Origin of the sequence: Microbacterium sp. ZW CA_36 (genome assembly GCF_044987475.1) — a bacterium.
Classification (GTDB): Bacteria; Actinomycetota; Actinomycetes; order Actinomycetales; family Microbacteriaceae; genus Microbacterium.
This window is the reverse complement of record NZ_JBJDRL010000027.1, coordinates 1-19,924: the sequence shown is the minus strand read 5'-3', so window position 1 is coordinate 19,924 and position 19,924 is coordinate 1. Positions and strand designations below refer to the sequence as shown.

At 71.3% G+C, this 19,924-nt stretch carries 15 protein-coding genes; 8 read left to right on the top strand and 7 right to left on the bottom strand.

Annotated elements, in window-relative coordinates:
* Window positions 1-12: 12 nt before the first annotated feature.
* Together recQ and ACI3KX_RS12775 are read right to left on the bottom strand one after the other, a co-directional pair.
* On the bottom strand, window positions 13-2,025 hold the full coding sequence (gene recQ / locus ACI3KX_RS12780; RefSeq protein ID WP_404909956.1) for a DNA helicase RecQ: 2,013 nt from the start codon (window positions 2,023-2,025) through the stop codon (window positions 13-15).
* 358 nt (window positions 2,026-2,383) lie between these two features.
* A complete protein-coding gene (locus ACI3KX_RS12775; protein ID WP_404909955.1) occupies window positions 2,384-2,920 on the bottom strand; it encodes a DUF1697 domain-containing protein in 537 nt (178 codons plus the stop codon).
* A 250-nt stretch (window positions 2,921-3,170) separates the two neighbouring features.
* On the opposite strand from ACI3KX_RS12775, the gene ACI3KX_RS12770 reads away from it, so the two are divergent.
* Window positions 3,171-4,043: an SDR family oxidoreductase gene (locus ACI3KX_RS12770; protein WP_404909954.1), complete on the top strand. Its 873-nt coding sequence runs from the start codon at window positions 3,171-3,173 to the stop codon at window positions 4,041-4,043.
* Between the two features lie 46 nt (window positions 4,044-4,089).
* Here the strand turns inward: ACI3KX_RS12770 and ACI3KX_RS12765 are convergent, their stop codons facing one another.
* Window positions 4,090-6,654 carry a DEAD/DEAH box helicase gene (locus tag ACI3KX_RS12765; protein WP_404909953.1) on the bottom strand — a complete coding sequence of 855 codons (2,565 nt, stop codon included), beginning with the start codon at window positions 6,652-6,654 and terminating at the stop codon, window positions 4,090-4,092.
* 178 nt (window positions 6,655-6,832) lie between these two features.
* Window positions 6,833-7,672, bottom strand: a complete 840-nt coding sequence (locus tag ACI3KX_RS12760) for an SGNH/GDSL hydrolase family protein (RefSeq protein WP_404909952.1) — start codon at window positions 7,670-7,672, stop codon at window positions 6,833-6,835.
* 172 nt (window positions 7,673-7,844) lie between these two features.
* Here ACI3KX_RS12760 and ACI3KX_RS12755 point away from each other — a divergent pair, with 172 nt between their 5' ends.
* Together ACI3KX_RS12755 and ACI3KX_RS12750 are read left to right on the top strand one after the other, a co-directional pair.
* On the top strand, window positions 7,845-8,165 hold the full coding sequence (locus ACI3KX_RS12755) for a GNAT family N-acetyltransferase (protein WP_349425867.1): 321 nt from the start codon (window positions 7,845-7,847) through the stop codon (window positions 8,163-8,165).
* 14 nt (window positions 8,166-8,179) lie between these two features.
* A complete protein-coding gene (locus ACI3KX_RS12750; RefSeq protein ID WP_404909951.1) occupies window positions 8,180-9,172 on the top strand; it encodes a pirin family protein in 993 nt (330 codons plus the stop codon).
* 106 nt (window positions 9,173-9,278) lie between these two features.
* Here the strand turns inward: ACI3KX_RS12750 and ACI3KX_RS12745 are convergent, their stop codons facing one another.
* Window positions 9,279-12,296, bottom strand: a complete 3,018-nt coding sequence (locus ACI3KX_RS12745; RefSeq protein ID WP_404909950.1) for a S8 family serine peptidase — start codon at window positions 12,294-12,296, stop codon at window positions 9,279-9,281.
* 140 nt (window positions 12,297-12,436) lie between these two features.
* On the opposite strand from ACI3KX_RS12745, the gene ACI3KX_RS12740 reads away from it, so the two are divergent.
* The 5 genes from ACI3KX_RS12740 (at window position 12,437) to ACI3KX_RS12720 (ending at window position 17,368) form a co-directional block, all read left to right on the top strand.
* Complete coding sequence (locus ACI3KX_RS12740; protein ID WP_363356426.1) at window positions 12,437-12,988, top strand: ECF transporter S component; 552 nt, start codon at window positions 12,437-12,439, stop codon at window positions 12,986-12,988.
* A gap of 86 nt (window positions 12,989-13,074) precedes the next feature.
* Entirely contained in the window at window positions 13,075-14,982 is a 1,908-nt protein-coding gene (locus ACI3KX_RS12735) for an ABC transporter ATP-binding protein (RefSeq protein ID WP_404909949.1), read from the top strand.
* Window positions 14,979-15,827: an energy-coupling factor transporter transmembrane component T gene (locus ACI3KX_RS12730; RefSeq protein ID WP_404909948.1), complete on the top strand. Its 849-nt coding sequence runs from the start codon at window positions 14,979-14,981 to the stop codon at window positions 15,825-15,827. The genes ACI3KX_RS12735 and ACI3KX_RS12730 overlap by 4 nt, the downstream gene beginning before the upstream one ends.
* Window positions 15,828-15,896: 69 nt before the next feature.
* On the top strand, window positions 15,897-16,772 hold the full coding sequence (locus ACI3KX_RS12725; RefSeq protein ID WP_404909947.1) for a siderophore-interacting protein: 876 nt from the start codon (window positions 15,897-15,899) through the stop codon (window positions 16,770-16,772).
* Between the two features lie 71 nt (window positions 16,773-16,843).
* Window positions 16,844-17,368 carry an ECF transporter S component gene (locus ACI3KX_RS12720; protein ID WP_404909946.1) on the top strand — a complete coding sequence of 175 codons (525 nt, stop codon included), beginning with the start codon at window positions 16,844-16,846 and terminating at the stop codon, window positions 17,366-17,368.
* 87 nt (window positions 17,369-17,455) lie between these two features.
* On the opposite strand, the gene ACI3KX_RS12715 is transcribed toward ACI3KX_RS12720, so the two are convergent.
* Both ACI3KX_RS12715 and ACI3KX_RS12710 read right to left on the bottom strand, forming a co-directional pair.
* Window positions 17,456-18,619, bottom strand: coding sequence for an acyl-CoA dehydrogenase family protein (locus ACI3KX_RS12715; RefSeq protein ID WP_404909945.1), 1,164 nt, complete (start codon window positions 18,617-18,619; stop codon window positions 17,456-17,458).
* Between the two features lie 205 nt (window positions 18,620-18,824).
* Window positions 18,825-19,924: M15 family metallopeptidase (locus tag ACI3KX_RS12710; RefSeq protein WP_404909944.1), on the bottom strand; the 1,100-nt coding region annotated here is incomplete at its 5' end.

Below are 19,924 nucleotides of genomic sequence, written 5' to 3'. Positions count from 1 at the left end.
GGCTGCCCGACGCTACGCGGCGCGGCCGATGACCTCGAGCACGGCCTCGCCGTAGGCCTCGCGCTTCTTGGCACCGATGCCCGAGACCCCGTCGAGGTCGGCGAGGCTGCCGGGGCGGCGCTCGGCGAGCGCTCGCAGGGTGGCATCGCCGAAGACGATGTAGGCGGGCACGCCGAGCTCTTTCGCGACACCGGCGCGCCAGGCGCGCAGCGCCTCGAACACGCCGAGGTTCGCCGGGTCGAGGTTCGCGAGTGCCGTGGTCTTGCGCACGCGTGCGACACCACCGGAGCGGCCCATGACGTCGCGGCGCAGCGGCACCGGCGTCTCGCCGCGGAGGACGCCGGCGGCAGGCTCGCCCAGTGCGAGCGTGCCGTATTCACCGCGGGCGACCAGGATGCCGCGGGCCAGCAGCTGCCGGATGACACTGCGCCAGTCCTGCTCGCTGAGGTCGGCACCGAGGCCGTACGTCGAGAGCTTGTCGTGACCCTGCTGGCGGACGCGGTCGGTGGACCCGCCGCGCAGGATGTCGATGAGGTGGCCGGCTCCGAACGCCTGGCCGCGCTCGCGCTGCAGCCGCACGATCGTCGACAGCAGCTTCTGAGCGGGGACGAGACCGTCCCACGTCTCGGGCGCTTCGAGGCAGGTGTCGCAGTTGCCGCAGGGCGCGGAGGCCTCGCCGAAGTAGTCGAGCAGGTTCTGGCGGCGGCATCCGATCGTCTCGCAGAGAGCCAGCATCGCGTCGAGGTGCTGACCGAGACGGGTCTTGAAGGCGCGATCCCCCGGCGACTGGTCGATCATGCGCCGCTGCTGCACCACGTCGCCGAGCCCGTAGGCCATCCACGCGACGGACGGCTCGCCGTCGCGGCCCGCGCGACCGGTCTCCTGGTAGTAGCCCTCGACGGACTTGGGGAGGTCGATGTGCGCGACGAACCGGACGTCGGGCTTGTCGATGCCCATGCCGAAGGCGATCGTCGCCACCATGACGACGCCGTCCTCGCGGAGGAATCGCGACTGGTTGGCGGCGCGCGTCTCGGCGGGAAGACCCGCGTGATAGGGCAGCGCGTCGACGCCCTGCGCGGACAGGAACTCGGCGGTCTGCTCGACCGACTTGCGGCTCAATGCGTACACGATGCCGGCCGATCCCACGCCCTGCGACCGGATGAAGGCGACGAGCTGGCGCCGCGGGTCGGACTTCGCCTCGATGCGGTACTGGATGTTCGGCCGGTCGAAGCTCGACACGAAGTGCCGGGCCTGCGGCAGCTGTAGCCGCTCCGTCATCTCGCGGTGCGTGGCGGGCGTCGCGGTGGCGGTGAGCGCGAGGCGCGGCACGCCGGGGAACCGCTCGGCGAGCGCGCCCAGCGCCAGGTAGTCCGGCCGGAAGTCGTGGCCCCACTGCGACACGCAGTGCGCCTCGTCGATCGCGATGACACTGAGCTTTCCGCGCCCGAGGAACCGCAGGGTGGTCTCGGTGTTGAGCCGTTCGGGAGCGACGTACAGCAGGTCGAGCTCGCCGGCCAGGTACGCGCGCTCGACGGCGGCGCGCTCGGGCGGCGCCTGCGTCGAATTGAGATAGGCCGCGCGCACGCCGTTGGCGACGAGGGCGTCGACCTGGTCATGCATCAGAGCGATGAGGGGGCTCACGACGAGCCCGGTGCCGGGACGCACCAGCGCCGGCACCTGGTAGCAGACGCTCTTGCCACCGCCGGTGGGCATGAGCACGACGGCGTCACCGCCCGAGATCACCTGGTCGACGATCGCCGCCTGCTCGCCGCGGAACGCGTCGTACCCGTAGACCTCTCGCAGTACGGTGCGCGGGTCGGCGCCGGTGAAGTCGCGTCGCGGACCAGCACCGGCGAACGGGTCGAGGTCGGCCGAGCCCCCGGCGCCGAAGTCGGGCGGCGGCTGCCAGCCGTCCTCCGGCGGCGCCCATGCGTCGTCCGGCGGGGGCGCATCGCCGAACTCGGGAGGCAGGAGGTCAGGCTCCCACGCGAGATCGGCGTACGGGTCGCCCTGCGGGATGGTCACCCGTCCCAGCGTAGCCGCGGCATCCGACGCGGTCCCCTCTGCGAGCGAGCCGGCGGAGAACCCGAGGTGATCCGGCCGACAGGCCCTCTGGGGAGGAACCGGCAGACGATGACGAACGGACTCAGCGGTCCTCAACTGAGGAACTGAGCCCGGATGAGGGGCGACACGCCGCGCCCCGATCCGCATCTCGGCGCAGCTCCTCAGTTGAGGACACGGAATGCGGGCAACCGGCATCCGCTCGGCGCAGCTCCTCAGTTGAGGACACCGATTGCGGGCAACCGGCATCCGCTCGGCGCAGCTCCTCAGTTGAGGACACGGATTGCGGCAACCGGCATCCGCTCGGCGCCGCTCCTGGCGCTCAGCACCACTTGGCGGCGATCGCGGTGATGACGGTGAGGTTGCGGCTGGTGGCGACGCCGAGCAGCTTCGCCGCGCCGAGCGGATCGACCGTGCCGGCCTGGTAGCCGGGCCCGAGCAGGGCGTGCGCGACGCGTCCGCGCACCACCATGCCGCCGGCATCCGTTGCGAGCCCTTCCACTCGTGCCACGACGTCGCGCGGCAGCTCATCCTTGAGCAGATAGACGTAGTGCCGCTCGAGCCCGGGGTGCTCGGCGCTGAGCGCCGCCGCCTCGCGGGCGATGTCGGCGACCTCGGCCGTGGTGAACACCATCGTCGGAACGTCGAACCCGCGGTCGGCGGCGAAGGCATCCGCGAGCGTCTTCTCGATCTTCGCCCGCGAGCGCATCGGGGTGGTGAACCGCACGTTGCCGGTGTTGATGTGCGTCTCGACATCGGTGAACCCGCTGCTCTCGACGACCCGCCGGATGTCTTCCTTCGCGAACTTCCGGTTGGCGCCGAGGTTGATCGCGCGCAGGAACGCCACATAGGTCGGCATGACGCCATCATCCCGGACGCGCCGGGCCGGCGCCTCACCCCCGGCGCCTCACGCGGCACATCCACGCGAAAACGGGGCATCCGTTATCGTCGTCGTCATGCAATGCCTGTGACCCGCCTCCGTCACCCACCCGTACACAGCGATCCGCACGGTCGCTGATTCCGGACCGTCTCGGGACGCTCGTCGCGCCGCGTCGGGCGCTCGGCCGGGTATGCCCCCGCCGACCCCGGACGTCCTCGAAAGGCATCGCATGTTCTCCTCCTCGTCCCTGCCGCTGCGCGGCAAGACCGCCCTCGTCACCGGCGTCTCACGCCGGCGCGGCATCGGCTACGCCGTCGCGATCCAGTTCGCGCGACTCGGCGCCGACGTCTTCCTCCACCACTACCGCCCGCACGACATGCGCCTGCCGTGGGGCGGCGACGACCTCGACGCCGTGCGCGAGGGCCTGCGGGCAGAGCTCACCCCGGGTGCGCAGCTCGGTGACGTGAGCGCCGACCTGCGGGAGGCGGCATCCGTCCCCCTCACCATCGACGCGGCGCGGGCGCTCACCGGACGACTCGACGTCCTGGTGTGCAACCACGCGCAGTCGGGCGATGACGGATCGATCCTCGACATGACGGCCGACCGGCTCGACGCGTTCTGGCAGACCAATGCCCGCTCGACGATTCTGCTCACGCGCGAGTTCGCCGCGCTGCACGCCGGCGACGGGATCGCCGCCCGGCCCGGCGAGCGCGCGGAACGTCGCGGACCCTTCGCGGAGCCGGTCGGGCGGGTGTTCTGGATGACGTCGGGGCAGATCCACGGTCCGATGCGCGGCGAGGTCGCGTACGCGGCGAGCAAGGCGGCCCTCGCCGGCGTCACGAAGACGGTGGCGGCGGAGCTGCTCGACCTCGGGATCATCCTCAACACGATCGACCCCGGCCCCGTCAACACCGGCTACCTCGACCCCGAGACGGCCGATCGGCCGCTGGAGGAGATCGAGGAGTGGATGCGGTCGACCCCGTTCGGCCGCTATGGCGAGCCCGCCGATCCCGCGCGGCTCATCGGCTGGCTCGCGACGCCCGAGGGCGCCTGGGTGGTCGGCCAGGTGCTGACCTCGGACGGCGGCCTCGGCCTGGGCTGAGCACCCCGGCCACCCCGGGCCGCGGCATCCACGCCACGGCCGCGGCTCAGAGCCGGACGACCTCGGTCACGCGCACCACGGCCGCGCCGGTCTCTTCGGATGCGGCCAGCTCGACGACGCCCCGGATACGCCAGTCGTGGTCGCCGGCGGGGTCGTCGATCGTCTGCTCGATGCGCCAGACACCGGATGCCGCGGCATCCGTCTCGTCCACCGTCACGAGTCGCGGCGACCGTGCCGGCCCGCCGGTGAGGATCTCGTCGTGCTCGTCGAAGTACGCGTCCAGCGCGGCCGGCCAGTCCACGTCGGGGTCGAGCTCGGTGAGCTCGTCGTCGCGCTGCAGGGCGGCCAGCTGCACGCGGCGGAACAGCTCGTTGCGCACCAGCACACCGAACGCGCGCCGGTTGGTCAGCACCGACGGCGGGGCGGGCGGCACGACCGGGGCCGTGGGGTCGTCGACGGGGTTGACCAGTGCCTCCCACTCGTCGACGAGGCTCGAGTCGACCTGCCGCACGACCTCGCCGAGCCACGCGACGATGTCGTGCAGCTCGTCGGTCTGCGCCTCGGTCGGCACCGTCTGCCGGATCGCGCGGTACGCGTCCGACAGGTACCGGAGCACCAGGCCCTCGCTGCGCGACAGCTGGTACAGCGAGATGAGCTCGGAGAACGACAGCGCCCGCTCGAACATGTCGCGGACCACCGACTTCGGGGACAGCTCGAAGTCGCGGATCCACGGCTGGCTCGACGCGAACACCTCGTACGCCTGGCTCAGCAGCTCCTCGAGCGGCTTCGGGTACGTGACCTCCTCGAGCAGGGCCATGCGCTCGTCGTACTCGATGCCGTCCTGCTTCATCGCCGCCACGGCCTCGCCGCGCGCCCGGTACTCCTGCTGCGACAGGATCTGGCGCGGATCGTCGAGCGTCGCCTCGATGACGCTGACCACGTCGAGCGCATAGTGGCCGGTCCCTGCCGCGCCGGGCGCGTCCTCGGGGTCCAGCAGCCCGATCGCGGCGAGCGCGAACGGGGAGAGCGGCTGGTTGAGGGCGAAGTTCGGCTGCAGGTCGACGGTGAGGCGGATCAGATTCCGGATGCCGTGGCCCGCGGCATCCGTCCCGCCCCGGTCGATCTCGACCACGCCGGCGGTGAGTAGTGTGCGGAAGATCGCGATCGCCCGGCGTGCGAGCTCGTAGCGCCGCGCGCGCGGCTCGTGGTTGTCGAAGACGAGCGACCGCACGTTCTCGAACACGTCGCCGCCGCGGGCGATGACGTTGATGAGCATCGCGGCGGTCAGCGAGAGCTGCGGCACGAGCGGCTCGGGCTCGGCCTCGACGAGGCGCTCGAAGGATCCGAGCCCCCAGTTGACGACGCCGGTCGGCGCCTTCTTGCGCACGATCTTCTTGCGCTTCGCGGCGTCGTCGCCGGCCTTGCGCAGCGCGGCCTCGTTCTCGATCTCCCACTCGGGCGCCATCACGACGACCGTGCCCGAGGTGTCATACCCGGCGCGGCCGGCACGGCCCGAGATCTGGTGGAACTCGCGCGCCGACAGCTGGCGCATCTTCGTGCCGTCGTACTTCGACAGCGCTGTGATCATGACCGTGCGGATGGGCACGTTGATGCCGACGCCGAGCGTGTCGGTGCCGCAGATCACGCGGAGCAGACCCCGCTGCGCGAGCGTCTCGACGAGCCGGCGATAGCGCGGCAGCATGCCGGCGTGGTGCACGCCGATGCCGGCGCGCACGTACCGCGACAGGATGCGGCCGAACGCCGTCGTGAAGCGGAACCCGCCGATGGCCTCGGCGATCGCGTCCCGCTGCTCGCGTGACACGATGCGGATCGACGACAGCGCCTGCGCCCGCTCCATCGCGGCGGCCTGCGAGAAGTGCACGATGTACACGGGCGCTTCACCGGTCTGCAGCAGCTCCTCGACGGTCTCGTGCACGGGGGTGCGGGCGTAGGAGAAGTGCAGGGGCACGGGGCGCTCCACGCCGGTGATCCGCGAGATCGTGCGGCCGGTGCGACGCTCGAGATCGTCGGCGATCGGCGTGACGTCGCCCAGGGTCGCCGACATCAGCACGAACTGGGCGCGCGGGAGGAGCAGAAGCGGCACCTGCCAGGCCCAGCCGCGCTCAGGGTCCCCGTAGTAGTGGAACTCGTCCATCACGACCTGATCGACCGCCGCAGCGGGCCCCTGGCGCAGCGCGAGGTTGGCGAGGATCTCGGCCGTGCAGCAGACGATCGGGGCGTCGGGGTTCACCGACGAGTCCCCGGTGACCATGCCCACGTTCGCGGCGCCGAAGATGTCGACGAGCGCGAAGAACTTCTCGCTCACGAGCGCCTTGATCGGCGCCGTGTAATAGGTGCGGCCGCCACGCGCCACGCACGCGGCATGCGCCGCGACGGCAACCAGCGACTTGCCCGTGCCCGTCGGCGTCGACAGGATCACGTGCGAGCCCGACACGATCTCGATGACAGCTTCGTCCTGTGCGGGGTACAGGGCGAAGCCCTCGTCGGCCGCCCACTCGACGAACGCGTCGTAGAGCGCGTCGGCGTCGGGCGCAGCGGATCCGGATCCGGATGCCGCGGCCGCGGTCGCGATCGTCTCGAGAAGCGTCACCGTCCGAGTCTGTCAGGTCACGTCACCACCACCGACCGCCAGGTGGACGGCTGGGTGGGCGGATGCCGCGGCTCGCGGCATCCGTCCATCCCATGCCTGCGGTCCCCGCGCCTTCACTGCTCACCTGTCGCACATTGTCACCCAGCCCGACAAAACGTGACAGGCGAGCAGGACTCGTTCAGCGCCCCAGCTGCTCGAGGATGACGTCGGTGTAGGCGGCGTACCCCTCGTACGTCGGGTGGAGGTAGCCCGCCGGGTCGCCCACCGGGTCGAGTCCGAACCACGGATCGCTGGGCACCCCCGGCACGAGCTGCACGCCGTGCCCCGCGAAGGCGTCGACCACGTCCGCGTAGCGGACGTCGACACCACTCGCGGCAGCGGTGGCGACGGCGGCCTGGATGGCGGCGTTGAGCGCGTCGGTCGCACCGTTCACCGCGGCGACGAGCGCGGCGAGCTGCGCGAACTGCGGAAGGTCAGGCGGCGACTCGAGCAGATACGGGTAGCCGGTGACGACGATCGTCGCATCCGGCGCGCGCTCGGCGATCGCGCCGATCAGAGACGTGAGGGGAGCGACGATCCCCGGTGCCGAGCTGACGGCGCTCTGGATCGCGGCGAGGCAGGGTGCGGGATCTCCGCCGGGAGCGGCGATCGAGCAGGCCGCGTAGACCTGATCCAGACCGAGGTCGTTCGCGCCCACGGTGAGCGTCACGACGGTCGTCCCGCGGTTCAGCTGCGACAGCTGAGACAGGGTGCCCGCGATGGTGGCGCCGCTGCACGCCGCATTGCGCAGCAGGTTGAACTTCGGCTCCTCATCGAGCTGCGCCGCGTAGCCGCCGTCGGTCCGGGCGCAGGCGTCCAGCGGGGCGCCACCGCCTTGACCCGCGGCGATCGAGTCGCCGAGAGCGACGTGCTTGGCCACCATCAGCGGTGAGGCCGTGGCGGGCCCGGCCGCACCGGCCACGAGCATGCCCGCTCCGAGTGCGACGGCCGCGAGCGCGGCCAGTAGACGTCGTTTCATGATTCCCCTTCGAATCCCTGACAGGATCGATTCCCCCGAATCGAACCGCGCACACCGCGGTGATGCCGACGATAGACCTGCGGCATCCGTCCCGCCAGGGGTAGGCATGCACCCCCGCTGGCGGAATCACGCGGCGGAGACGTACGTTGAGAAGGACGACGGAAGGATTCCTGTGACCCACACCGATGCGCAGACCCTGGTGACCCGCAACGACGAAGACCGCCGATACGAGGTGCACGTCGACGGGGTGCTCGCGGGGTTCACCGTGTTCCGCGCCGACGCGCGCGGTCGCCTGCACTTCCCGCACACCGAGGTCGACCCCGCCTTCCGCGGGCGCGGCCTCGCCCAGACGGTCGTGGGCGAGGCGATGGCGGATGCCGCGCGCCGGGGCGAGACCGTCGTGCCGCACTGCCCTGTCGTGGCGAAGTACCTGCGCGAGCACGAGGTGCCCGGGCTCACCGTCGAGTGGCCCGACCAGCCGCACCCCGAGTGATCGGCGGCCTCGACGTGACCCGGCTGGACGCCGACGCGGCCATCGCCACCGAATCGGCGGTGGAGTGCGCAGGCCCGCGCACGCTGCTGCTCGAGACGCGCGAGGTGCCCCTCGGCGGGGTGCGCGCGATGTCGGTGCACCGCTCCCTGCCGCAGCGCGACCTGCCGCTGGTCGGAGCCTGGTGCTTCCTGGACCGCTTCGGGCCGCAGGAGACGCGCATGCGGGTCGAACCGCACCCGCACATCGGTCTGCAGACCGTGACCTGGCCGTACCTCGGTGAAGTGCGCCATCGCGACTCGGTCGGCAGCGACGTCGTCGTGCGTCGTGGCGCGCTCAACCTCATGACGAGCGGCGCGGGCATCTCGCACTCCGAGTACTCGGTGGGGACGGATGCCGCGCCCTTGGACGCCCTGCAGCTGTGGGTCGCCCTGCCCGAGGCCCGGCGCCACGGGGCTCCCGCCTTCGAGCAGCACGCGGTGCTCCCCGCGCTGGAGCTGACCGCCACCACCGGCGCACCCGGAACCGCGACCGTGGTGCTCGGCGAGCTCGGCGGCGTGACCTCTCCCGCGACCGTGTACACCCCGATCGTCGGAGCCGAGCTGCAGATCGCGGCCGGCTCCGCAGTGCGCGTGCCGTTGAACCCGGAATGGGAACACGCTCTCGTCGTCGTGTCCGGCGACGCCGCGGTCGCCGGCGAGGGCGACACCGGGGAGACGGTCGCCGTCGACGCGGCGCACCTGCTGTACCTCGGCATCCACCGCGACGAGGTGGTGGTCTCGAGCCCTGCCGGATCGACTCTGTTCCTGCTCGGCGGCGAGCCGTTCGAGGACGACGTCGTCATGTGGTGGAACTTCGTCGGGCGCACCCACGAAGAGATCGTGGAGGCGCGCGAGGCGTGGGAGTCGGGAACGGAGCGCTTCGGCCACGTGATCGACCACGGCGACGAGCGCATCCCCGCCCCGCCGATGCCCGCCGTCCGGCTGACCCGCCGCCGGCGCCGGCTCTAGCCCGACAGCCCGCTCCGCAGGTACAGCCCGCTCCGCCGGCAGGATCACGCCCGCACGCGAAGAGGCGCCCGGGCCGGAGCCCGGGCGCCTCCTCTGTGCGGGACGGTTACGGCACGTCGACCGAGACGACCGTGAGCACCTGCGAGTCGCCGTAGCGCACGACACCCAGGTAGCTGCCGCTCTCGAGGCCCGACCACGACAGCTGGTACTCGGTCGGCGTGGCCTCGATCACGGGCAGCGGGTTCGGGGCCGCAGTGAGCGATCCGAGTCCGCCCGGCGTGACGAGAGCCAACGTGGCCTGCCAGGTGAACGGCTGCGTGTGCGAGTACACGTGCGCCTCGATGAGGTAGTAGCCCGCGGTCGGCGCGACCAGCTGCACGGCCTCGTCTGCCGAGGCCGAAGCCGACTGCCAGTTCTCGTAGTAGCGCAGGTCGGTCGGGCTCACCACGCGGTAGACCGTGAGGTCGAGGTCGGAGCCGGCGTCGTCGGACGAGTCGAGCGCGAAGCGCGCCAGCTCGGTTCCGGCGGCCACCTGGACCAGTTCGTACGAGTAGCCATCGTCCTCCGCGCCGGTCGCCTCGGTGCCGTCGATGAGCACGTCCTCGGCGGCGAGGCCCGCCACGCGCAGCGGCAGGTCGCCTGTCAGGCCGGGCGTGATCTCGATGTCGAGGCTGCCCTCGGCACCCTCGCCCTCGACCGATTCGGGAGCGGCGGCCGTGACCGGGAACACCGCGATGGGCGAGCGCACCTCGGTGGCCCCCGATGTCCAGGTGAGGAACCCGGTGGTCCACTTCTCGACCGGGGCGTCCGCCTTGGTGAACGACACCGTGAACGACTTCGTCTCGCCGGCGGCGCCGAAGGTGAGCGTGCTCGGCTCGACGGTGACGTTCATGCCGGGCACCGACGCCGACGCGGTGAACGTGCCGGCCTGCGTCGAGGTGACCGAGCGGGTCACCGTCTGCGGCCCCGGGAACGTGCCGATGCCGATCGACGCGAGGTTCAGGTCGCTGGGATCCGTCGCCTCGATGCCGTCGAACAGGTCCTCGCCGAGCGCACCCTCGAGGTAGCCTGCCCAATCTTCCGCACCGTTGAGGTACAGCAGACCCGGGCTGAAGTACTTCGTCGGGTCGACGTGGCCGGCACCCTGCGCGAACGGGTCGGTGCTCTCGGTGCCGTCTGCCATGACCGTGTTGTACGCGGTCGTCATGAGCGCTGACTTGATCTCTGCCGGCGTCGCGACGGGGCGCTCACCGAGGTAGAGCGCGCCGAGGCCGGCGACGTGCGGCGACGACATCGACGTGCCCGACTTGAAGCCGAACGTGGGCGCCTCGCCGGGGCCGTTGTGGGTCGCCGCCAGGATCGCGACGCCGGGGGCCGACACATCGGGCTTGATGACGTCTGCACCGTCGGCAAGCATCGGGCCACGGCTCGAGAAGCCTGCGACCTGGGGTGTCGGGGTCTCCTTGCCGGTGACGTTGTCACCCACGAGTGTCGCCGTCGCGCCCGCCGTCTTGCGCACGTAGTCGAGCAGCGCCGTGCGGTACTGCGCGTCGAGGTGCACGGTCGGAACAGAGTGGAAGTCGTTGTCGAGCGAACCCGGCGTGACGTTCACGAGGATCATCGCGGTGCCGCCGGCGGCGGCGACCTCCTGCGACTTCTCGACGCGAGCGTTCGTGCCGCGGTCGCAGACCACGGTCTTCCCGGCGACCTTGGCCGGGTCGAGCGTGCCGAGGAAGCACAGCGCCGCCTCGTTCGGAGCAGCGCCCGCCTTGGCGACGTCGGCGGAGTACACGACCGGACCGGTCAGGCTCTCGCCGAACGGCACGGTGATGGACGCTCCGGCGGCCTGGAAGCCGTTCGGCAGCTGGACGGTGCCCTCGTACGTCGGGATCGTGGATGCCGCGACCGTGGTGTACCAGGGCGAGGCGTGGTCAGCCGTCGCGGCGCCGGGGCCGCTGTTGCCCGCGCTCACCGCGACGAACACGCCGGCAGCCGCAGCGTTGAAGAACGAGATGTCCTCGGGCTGGAGCACGGTCGTGGCCGAGCCGCCGCCGATCGAGTAGTTGATGACGTCCACGCCGTCCGCCACCGCGGTGTCGATCGCCGCGAGAAGGTCGCTCAGGGCGCAGATGTCGTCGGTGGTGACGAGGTCATCCGGGCCGACGTAGCAGGCCTTGTACGACGCCACCTTGGCGGCCGGTGCGACGCCCGACGTGTCGCCGAAGCCGATCCCCTCGACCGAGGCCTCGACGCCGAAGTTGCCGGCGGCCGTGCTGGCCGTGTGCGACCCGTGGCCGTCGCCGTCACGCGGCGACAGGAAGTCGTAGCTGAAGTCGAAGCCGGTGGCCGCAGCGCCGTCGGCGAAGAACTGCGCGCCGATGAGCTTGGTGCTGTACAGCTGCTTCGTCCAACCCTGGTCCTCGGCGGCGACGCGACGGGCGCGGTACTCGTTGCCGTCGGACTTCTTGAAGACGACGTTGTCGCCGTTGATGTAGGGCGAATCCGTTCGGGGCTTTCCCGTGAGACTGTCGCCCGCGAACGAGGGGTTCTCCGGTGCGATGCCGGTGTCGACGACGCCGACGACGACGCCCTTGCCGGCCTCGCCGACGCCTCCGACGGCATCCCACACTCCGCCGGTGCCGGCGTCGCCGGACCCGAGCCCGATGAACTCGGTGGACGGGATCGCGTCGGGGTGACGGATCTCGTCGGGGTACACGCCCAGCACGTTCTTGTCGCTCTGCAGCTTCGCGACCTGCGCACCGTCGAGGTCGGCGGTGAAGCCGTTGAGCGTCACCTGGTAGGTGGTGGCGGGGGTCACGCCCGCCTCGGCCGCGACGTCCTGCTGCTCCTTCTTCAGGTGCGCGACGTACTTCTGCGAGTTGGCGGAGTGCGCGTCGAGCTGCATGCCCTTGTCAGGCTTGGTGCGCTGGATGCCGGCCTGGCCGCCCTGGTACGTGGCCAGCGGAGCGTCCTTCAGCATGACGATGTAGCGGCCGGAGAGGGCATCGATCGGTATGGGTGTTGTCACCTCCTCGGGTACGGCGCCGAAACTTGCGGTGGCTGTGCCCGTGAACAGGGCGGCGAGTGTGACGACCGCTGCTGCTCTGACGGAGGATCGACCCATATGTGGCCTCCATTGATTTGTGGGGAAGAGGCCGCGCCACATCGTTGGGGCGCAGCGACCTCAAACGTAACTGTCAGCGGAATCCCAGTAAATGAGAGGTCAGTGAGAAACGCGACGCCGAGTCCCAGTACCCTGGGCAGGTGGCTGACCGAACCCGGATTTCGACGAGCGTTCTGCTCACCTGTGCGGCGATCGGCGTCGCGACCGGTGTTCTCCAGGCAGGTGCGGGCGCGATCAGCGGCTTCGTCTCGGCGGGCGCGCCGATCCTCTACGGACTGGTTCTCGGGGTCCACGTGCTGCCCGGCGTCGTCGCGCAGGAGCTGCTGCGACGCCCGTGGGTCGCTCTCATCACGCACCTCGTCGCGGCGCTCGTCGCCAGCGCCGTCGTGCCGCTGTGGATCGGCCGCTACATCGGCACCGCCCTCCTGATCGGCGGACTGCAGGAGATCATCGCGGCGACGTCCCGGTACAAGCGATGGGAGCCCTGGCGCTTCTTCCTCTCGGCGGTGATCGTCGGCGCCGTGATCGCCGTGGCGATCTGGTTCGCCGCCGATGTGTCGCGCTTTCCGCTCTGGGGTCAGATCGTGTACGTCGCGCTGTTCATCGTCGGCCCGGTGGCATGGACGGCCGTGGGCCTCGCGATCGGCAACGCGCTCCGCCGCGCCGGTGTCGCCCGTCGCAGCCGCCGCTGACGCGTTCATCCGGGTCTTCCGCACTGTTTCGCGGAGCAGGAGGGCACAGGTAAGTTAGGGAAGGCTAAGTTTCCCTCGACGATCGGATGCCCGTGTCCTCTGCCATGCCGCTGCTGCGGGTGCGCGAGCTCGGCATCACCCACGACGGCGAGACCACGCCCGCACCCTCCGCCGTCTCCTTCGAGATCGCCCCGGGCGAGGTGGTGCTGCTTCTCGGCCCCAGCGGATCCGGCAAGTCGACGCTGACCCTCGCGCTCAACGGCCTGCTGCCGCAGGCGGTGCCCGCCGACGTCACCGGGTCGATCGAGGTCGACGGACTCGACACCCGGACCACACCCGTCGCGGAGCTCAGCACGCGGGTCGGCATGGTCTTCCAGGACCCCGATGCGCAGCTGGTGACCGGCACGGTCTTCGACGAGGTGGCCTTCGGCCCCGAGAATCTGCGGATGCCGGTCGCCGACGTCCTCGCCCGCGCCGAAGACGCGCTGCGCCGCGTGGGCCTCTGGGAGCGCCGGTCGGAGAACCCCGACCGGCTGTCGGGCGGGGGGCGCCAGCGCCTCGCGATCGCGTGCGCCCTCGCGATGGGGTCGCCGCTCCTCGTGCTGGACGAGCCGACGGCGAACCTCGACCCGGCGGGGATCGAGGAGGTCTACGCGGCGCTGGCCGAGCTGGTCGCGGCGGGCGATCGCGCCATCCTGCTGGTGGAGCACAACCTCGACGCGGCGGCCGGCTTCGTCGATCGGGTCGTCGTGCTCGACCACGACGGTCGCCTGGCGGCCGACGGCACCGTCGACGAGGTGCTGCGCGGGCGGGCAGAAGACCTGCACGACATGGGCGTGTGGCTGCCGGTGTCGACGCTCGCCGCGCTGCGGCTGCGCCGCGCGGGCTTCGCCCTCGACCCGCTCCCGCTGACCCCCGACGAGCTGCGCGCCGCGCTGGAGGCGGAGGATGCGTCGGCGGGATCGCGGTCGTTGAGCGAGCGAGGAACGAGCGAGACGAAACGCGCCGAGCCCCCGTCGCGCGTCGGTCCGGAGCGTTTCGACTCGCAAGCTCTCTCAACGACCGGTTCCGAGGCTCCCCTCATCACGGTTCGGAACCTCACGCTCCGCCGCGGCCGCAGCGAGGTGCTGCACGACATCGACCTCGATCTGCCGCGTGGCGCGTTCGTCGCGGTGGTCGGAGCCAACGGCGCGGGCAAGACGAGCCTCATCCAGGCACTCGCCGGCGTGGTCGCCCCGCCCAAGGGCACGGTGCACGTCGACGGACTCGACGTCGGCCGCGCCGACGCGCGCACGCTGAGCACGCGCATCGGATTCGTGTTCCAGAACCCCGAGCACCAGTTCATCGCGCACACCGTCTTCGACGAGATCGCCCATGGCCTGCGCCGTCAGCACCTTCCCGACGACGAGGTGCGCAGGCGCACCCTCGAGCTGCTCGAGCGGTTCGGGCTCGCCGCCAAGGCCGACAGCCACCCGTTCCTGCTGTCGGGCGGGCAGAAGCGGAGACTCTCGGTCGGCACCGCGCTCGTGGCGGGCGCGCCGGTGCTCGTTCTCGACGAGCCGACGTTCGGCCAGGATCGCGCCCGTGCGGACGAGCTGCTGTCGCTGCTGTCGGAGCTCAACGCCGAGGGCACCACGATCGTGGTGGTGACGCACGACATGCAGCTCGTGACGGACTACGCCGACCGCACCGTCGTGCTCGCCGACGGCCGCGTGCTGGCGCAGGGGGCGACCGCCGAGATCTTCGCGGACGATGCTCTCATCGCGCGCGCGGGGCTGCGCCCGCCGCCGCTGCGCCGCGCGCTGCGGGGCGTGCAGCGGCATCCCGAGCTGTCGCACGTCACCCGCCTCGCCGACCTCACCGGCGCCGCGGGCGTGCGTTCCGAATTCAGGAAGGATGCGACGAACGCTGCCGATACCGCGCCTCCGGGGCCCATCCATCCTGAATACGGAACAGCACAGACGCGTGCCATCAGCGGCGGGAGCGGGACGTGACCGACACCGGCCCGCTCACCGCCGCGACGGCCACGCATTCGTCGGTGGATCCGTACGCCCCGCGGCCTCCGGCATCCGCCGTCCGCTTCCTGTACGGGCTCAACCCGCTGGCGAAGCTGGCCGCGCCGCTGCCCGCCATGGCCGTCCTGGTCTTCGTCCGGGATGCTGCCACCCCCGCCGCCTTCCTTCTGCTGGCGTATGCGGTGCTGCTGGTCGGCGTCGACTTCACGAGGCGGCTCGCGGCGGTGCTGTTCCTGGTGCTGCCCGTCAGCGCTCTCGTGATCGGCTTCGGGTTCGCGCTGTGGACCGACCCCTCGCGCGTGGACCAGTCCGTGGTGGTGTGGCAGATCGGCGGCTGGACGATGTACGGCGGCGCGTTCGCGGTGGGCGCCGCCACGGGCCTGCGCCTGTCGGCCATCGTCGCCCTGACCCTCATCGCCGGGCTGTCGACGACGGGCCCCGACCTCGTGCGGGCGACGGTGCAGCAGCTGCGCGTGCCGTACCGCATCGGGTACACGGCGCTCGCCGCGTTCCGGTTCGTGCCGCGGTTCGGCCACGAGCTCGACGTCATCCGCCAGGCGCACCGCGTGCGCGGCGCACACGGCGGCCGTGGCCCGATCGCGGCGGCCGCACGCTGGTTCGGGTACGTCGTCCCTCTCATGGCCGGCGCGATCCGTCATGCCGAGCGCGTCGCCCTCGCGATGGACGCCCGCGCGTTCGGCGCGCACCCCGACCGCACCGAGCGCTACATCGTGCCGTGGCGAGTGCGCGACACCGGCTTCATCATCGCCTTCTGGGCGGTGTCGGCCGTCCTGTTCGCCGCCTTGTTCCCCTGGGGTCTGTGATGACTCCGGCCGTCCTCGACATCCCCGCCGTCCTCAACACCCCTACCGTCCTCAACATGGAGCGCTGACATGGCACCGGTCCCCCGACTCGTCAAGCCCGACACCCAAGGCCTCGTGCACCTCCAGGTGCTGCGCACCGAACGCCTCGCGCCGCACTGGCTGCGCGTCACCCTCGGCGGCGCCGAGATCGACAGGTTCCGCCCCATGGGCTACGACCAGTGGTTCCGGCTCTTCCTTCCCCTCGGCGGCGACGAGGGACTGGACCGCCTCCCCGCGAAGGCGAACAAGATGTTCGGGTACCTCAAGTACCTCCGCATCCCCGACGGCGTGCGCCCGGTCATGCGCAACTACACGGTGCGGACCTATCGCCCCGCGACGGCCGACACGGGCGCCGAGATCGATGTGGACTTCGTGCTGCACGGCTCCGCCGCCGAAGGCACGGCCGGGCCGGCGTCGCGCTGGGCGGAATCGTGCCGCGCGGGCGAGAGCGTCGTGATCATCGACGAGGGCCTCACCTTCAACCCCGATCGCGGCACCGACAGGGTCGTGCTCGTCGCCGATGAGACCGGGCTGCCCGCCATCGCCGGCATCTGCGCCTCCCTGCCCTCGCACGCGACCGGGCTCGCGATCGTCGAGGTGCCCTCGGCCGACGACGCGCTGGAGTTCCCCCGCCCCGCCGGGATCACGGTGCGCTGGATCGTGCGCGATCACGATGCGACGCCGGGCACCCTCGCGCTGCAGGCTCTCGGCGACGCCTCCCTTCCGGATGCCGCGTTCCACGCGTACGTCGTGGGCGAGCAGGCACTTGCGACCGAGGGCCGCCGTCTCCTCGTCGGCGAGCGCGGCGTGTCGAAGGATCACGTGAGCTTCTGCGGCTACTGGCGCGTCGGCGTCGCGTCGCCCGCTCCGAAGTCTCAGCGCGTCACGACGGAGGCCCACTCGTGAGCGGCGCGGACGGGACGTCCGATGCCCGCACGTCGCCCGCCGCCACGCCGACCCGATCGAACCGAGGTCGCGTGACGACCGCGTACCTGCTGACCTGCGCGGCGATCGGCGTCGCCGGCGGGGTGATGCTCTGGGGCGCCGGCTGGATCTCGACGGTGCTCTTCGCCACCGTCCCGTTCGTCTCGGTGGCGATCGCGGGCCTGTGGCTGCTGCCGGCGACCGTCGCGCTGCGTCTGCTCGAACGCCCTCTGGCCGGCATCCTCGTCGGCGTCATCTCGGGGCTCGTGGTCTTCCCGTTCGTCGGCGCGGCCGTGTGGTGGGCGTTCTTCGCCGAGCTCGCGTTCCTGGTCGGCCTCTACCGCTCCTGGCGCACGTGGCAGTACTACGCCGGCGCCGTCTTCGTCGGCGTGGTCTATCCGATCTTCGCCGCGGCGTCGTTCAACCTGGCGGCCATGCAGCCGTGGGCGCTGGTGACGTTCTTCGCGCTCACGATCGCCAGCTGCGTCGCCAGCGTCGCGCTCGGCATCCTCGTCGCCGACCGCCTGCGCAAGGCCGGCGTCGCGAAGCTCGCCCGCCGCCGCCCGGCACTCGTCTGAGACACCTGCCGCGCCCACGACGACGGATGCCGCGACCCGCGCCCTCGCAAGAGGGCCGGGCCGCGGCATCCGTCGTTCAGGAGTGCGTCAGCGCTTGCCGACGATCTGGCGGCTCACGATGTCGCGCATGATCTCGTTCGTGCCGCCGTAGATGCGGTGCACGCGGGCATCGAGGTAGGCGCGGGCGATCGGGTACTCGGTGATGTAGCCGTAGCCGCCGTGCAGCTGCACGCCGATGTCGAGCAGCTCCGCCTCGCGGTCGGTGGTCCAGAACTTGACCTTCGCGGCCTCTTCGGCCGTGAGCTTCTGGTCCTTGTAGAGCATCATGGCGCGGTCGACGTACGCCCACATCACGTCCACCGTGGTCGCCATGTCGGCGAGCTTGAAGCGGGAGTTCTGGAAGTCGGCGATGCGCTCGCCGAACGCCTCGCGGCTGAGGGTGTAGTCGCGGGTCCACACGAACGCGGCCTCGCCGGCGGCGGCCGCCGCGACGCCGATCGAGAGGCGCTCGAGGGGCAGGTTCATCATGAGCTGGATGAAGCCGAGGCCCTCCTTGCCGCCGATGAGGTTCGCTTCGGGCACGAAGACGTCGGTGAACGACAGCTCGGCGGTGTCCCAGCCGTGGAAGCCCATCTTCTCGAGCTTCTTGCCGTGGTCGAAGCCCTCCATGCCGTCCTCGAGGATCAGCAGGCTGAACGCATCGGGGCGGTTGCCCTCTCCCGTCTTGACGAAGGTCACGACGATGTCGGCGGTCTTGCCCGACGAGATGAACGTCTTGGCGCCGTTGACGATGTAGCCGCCGTCGACCTTCTTCGCGGTGGTCTTGATGCCGCGGAGGTCCGAGCCGGCACCCGGCTCGGTCATCGCGAGAGCGCCGAGGATCTCGCCGGTCGCCATGCCCGGCAGCCACTTCTCCTTCTGCTCCTGCGTGCCCATGTGCACGATGTACGGCACCGCCAGGTCGTCCTGGATCCCCAGGGCGCCCGCGAGCGAACCCTGGCCGGCGCCGATGGTCTCCTCGAGCACGATCGAGCGGAAGCGGTAGTCCTGCAGCATGCCGGCGCCGCCGAACTCCTCGGGCACCGACAGGCCGATGACACCGGCCTCGCCGGCGGCGAGCATGGTGGCGCGGTCGATCTCGCCGTCGGCCTCCCACTGCTTGCGCTTCTCCTCGGACGCGTAGCGCTTGACGAACTCCTTGACGACGTCGCGGAACGCCTCGTGGTCCTCGTCGTAGATGTCGCGCTCCATGGTGCGCCTTCCTCTCGTCTGTCTTCTCGTCGCTGAGGTCGAGTCTGCGGAGATGACTCCCCCGGTTGGAATTGCATCTCACCGCATATGGTACTCAGTTTCAGCCGAGCGGATGCCGCAGCCGGGCGCCGCATCGCGGCCGGACCGGTGGCTGACCCGTCGCTCGGCCATGGCGCTGCCGCGGTGGCTGGAGAGGCGGGGGCTGTCAGCCGAGGTACGCGGGCGCGGGGTCGAGCGCGAAGAACTCCTCGAGCGAGGTCCATCCGCCGTCGTGGTAGGCCTTCGCCAGCTCCGGTCCGATGTAGCGGAGGTGCCAGGGCTCAGGGAGGTAGCCGGTCACCGGCGTGGCGCCCTCGACGTACCGCACGATCCAGCCGTGCTCCCACGCGTGGTCGGCGATCCACTGGCCCTGGGCCGTCGCCGCGAGGTCGTCGAGCGTGCCGCAGGCGCCGGCGCACGCGACGACGTCTGCGGCGAGCCCCAGCTGGTGCTCGCTGTAACCGGGGCGCGCGCTGACCTGGTCGGCCCGCTCGCCACGCTCGGCGAAGTGGCGTCCGTACGTCTGCTGCTGAGTCTGATACGACCGGAACCCGCTCTCGAGCGCGATCTCGCCGACTCCCGCCGAGCGCGCGCCGGTGACCAGCGACGCGAGAGCGGCTGCCGCATCCGAGCGCAGGGCGCCGCCCTCGACGTTGCGCACCCCGTCGGGCAGCACCAGTCCGCTCGGGCGGTAGTCGATCGGGCTCGTCGGCCGGATCTTGTCGACCACGGTCCACGTGCGCGCAGAGTCGCCCAGGTTCACGCAGGGGGCGCGGCCCTCCACGACCGCGGCTCGGAACGCTTCGCCTCCGCCTGCGGCGACGATCGCGGCCTCGTCATCGCCGGCCTGCACTGCCGCCACCACGTCGGGCAGCGCGCAGATGTCGGCGGCGGGCGGCGACTGCTCGACCTGCGGCACGGGAAGCTGGTCGACGTGCTGAGGCTGCACCGTCATCGACAGCGCAGCGTCGGCGCCGCCGCTCGGAGAGACCGAGGGCAGCATCATGGCGGTCATCGCGGCGGAGCCGAGCAGCAGCGCGGCGCCGGTTGCGAGACCGGCGACGACGGCGATCCGCCGGGTGACGCGGCGGGGACGCGCGTGCTGCACCGGCAGCGCGTCCTCGTGGACCGAGAGCAGCTCTGCGGCGCGGGCCGCGCGACGCTCGCTGGAGGCAGGACGGTGCTGCCGGGCGGCACGGGCGCGCGATCGCGGGGGCAGCGGCGGGACTTCGCTCGCCGCCGATGCGCCCCGCGTCGAGCTCGAGG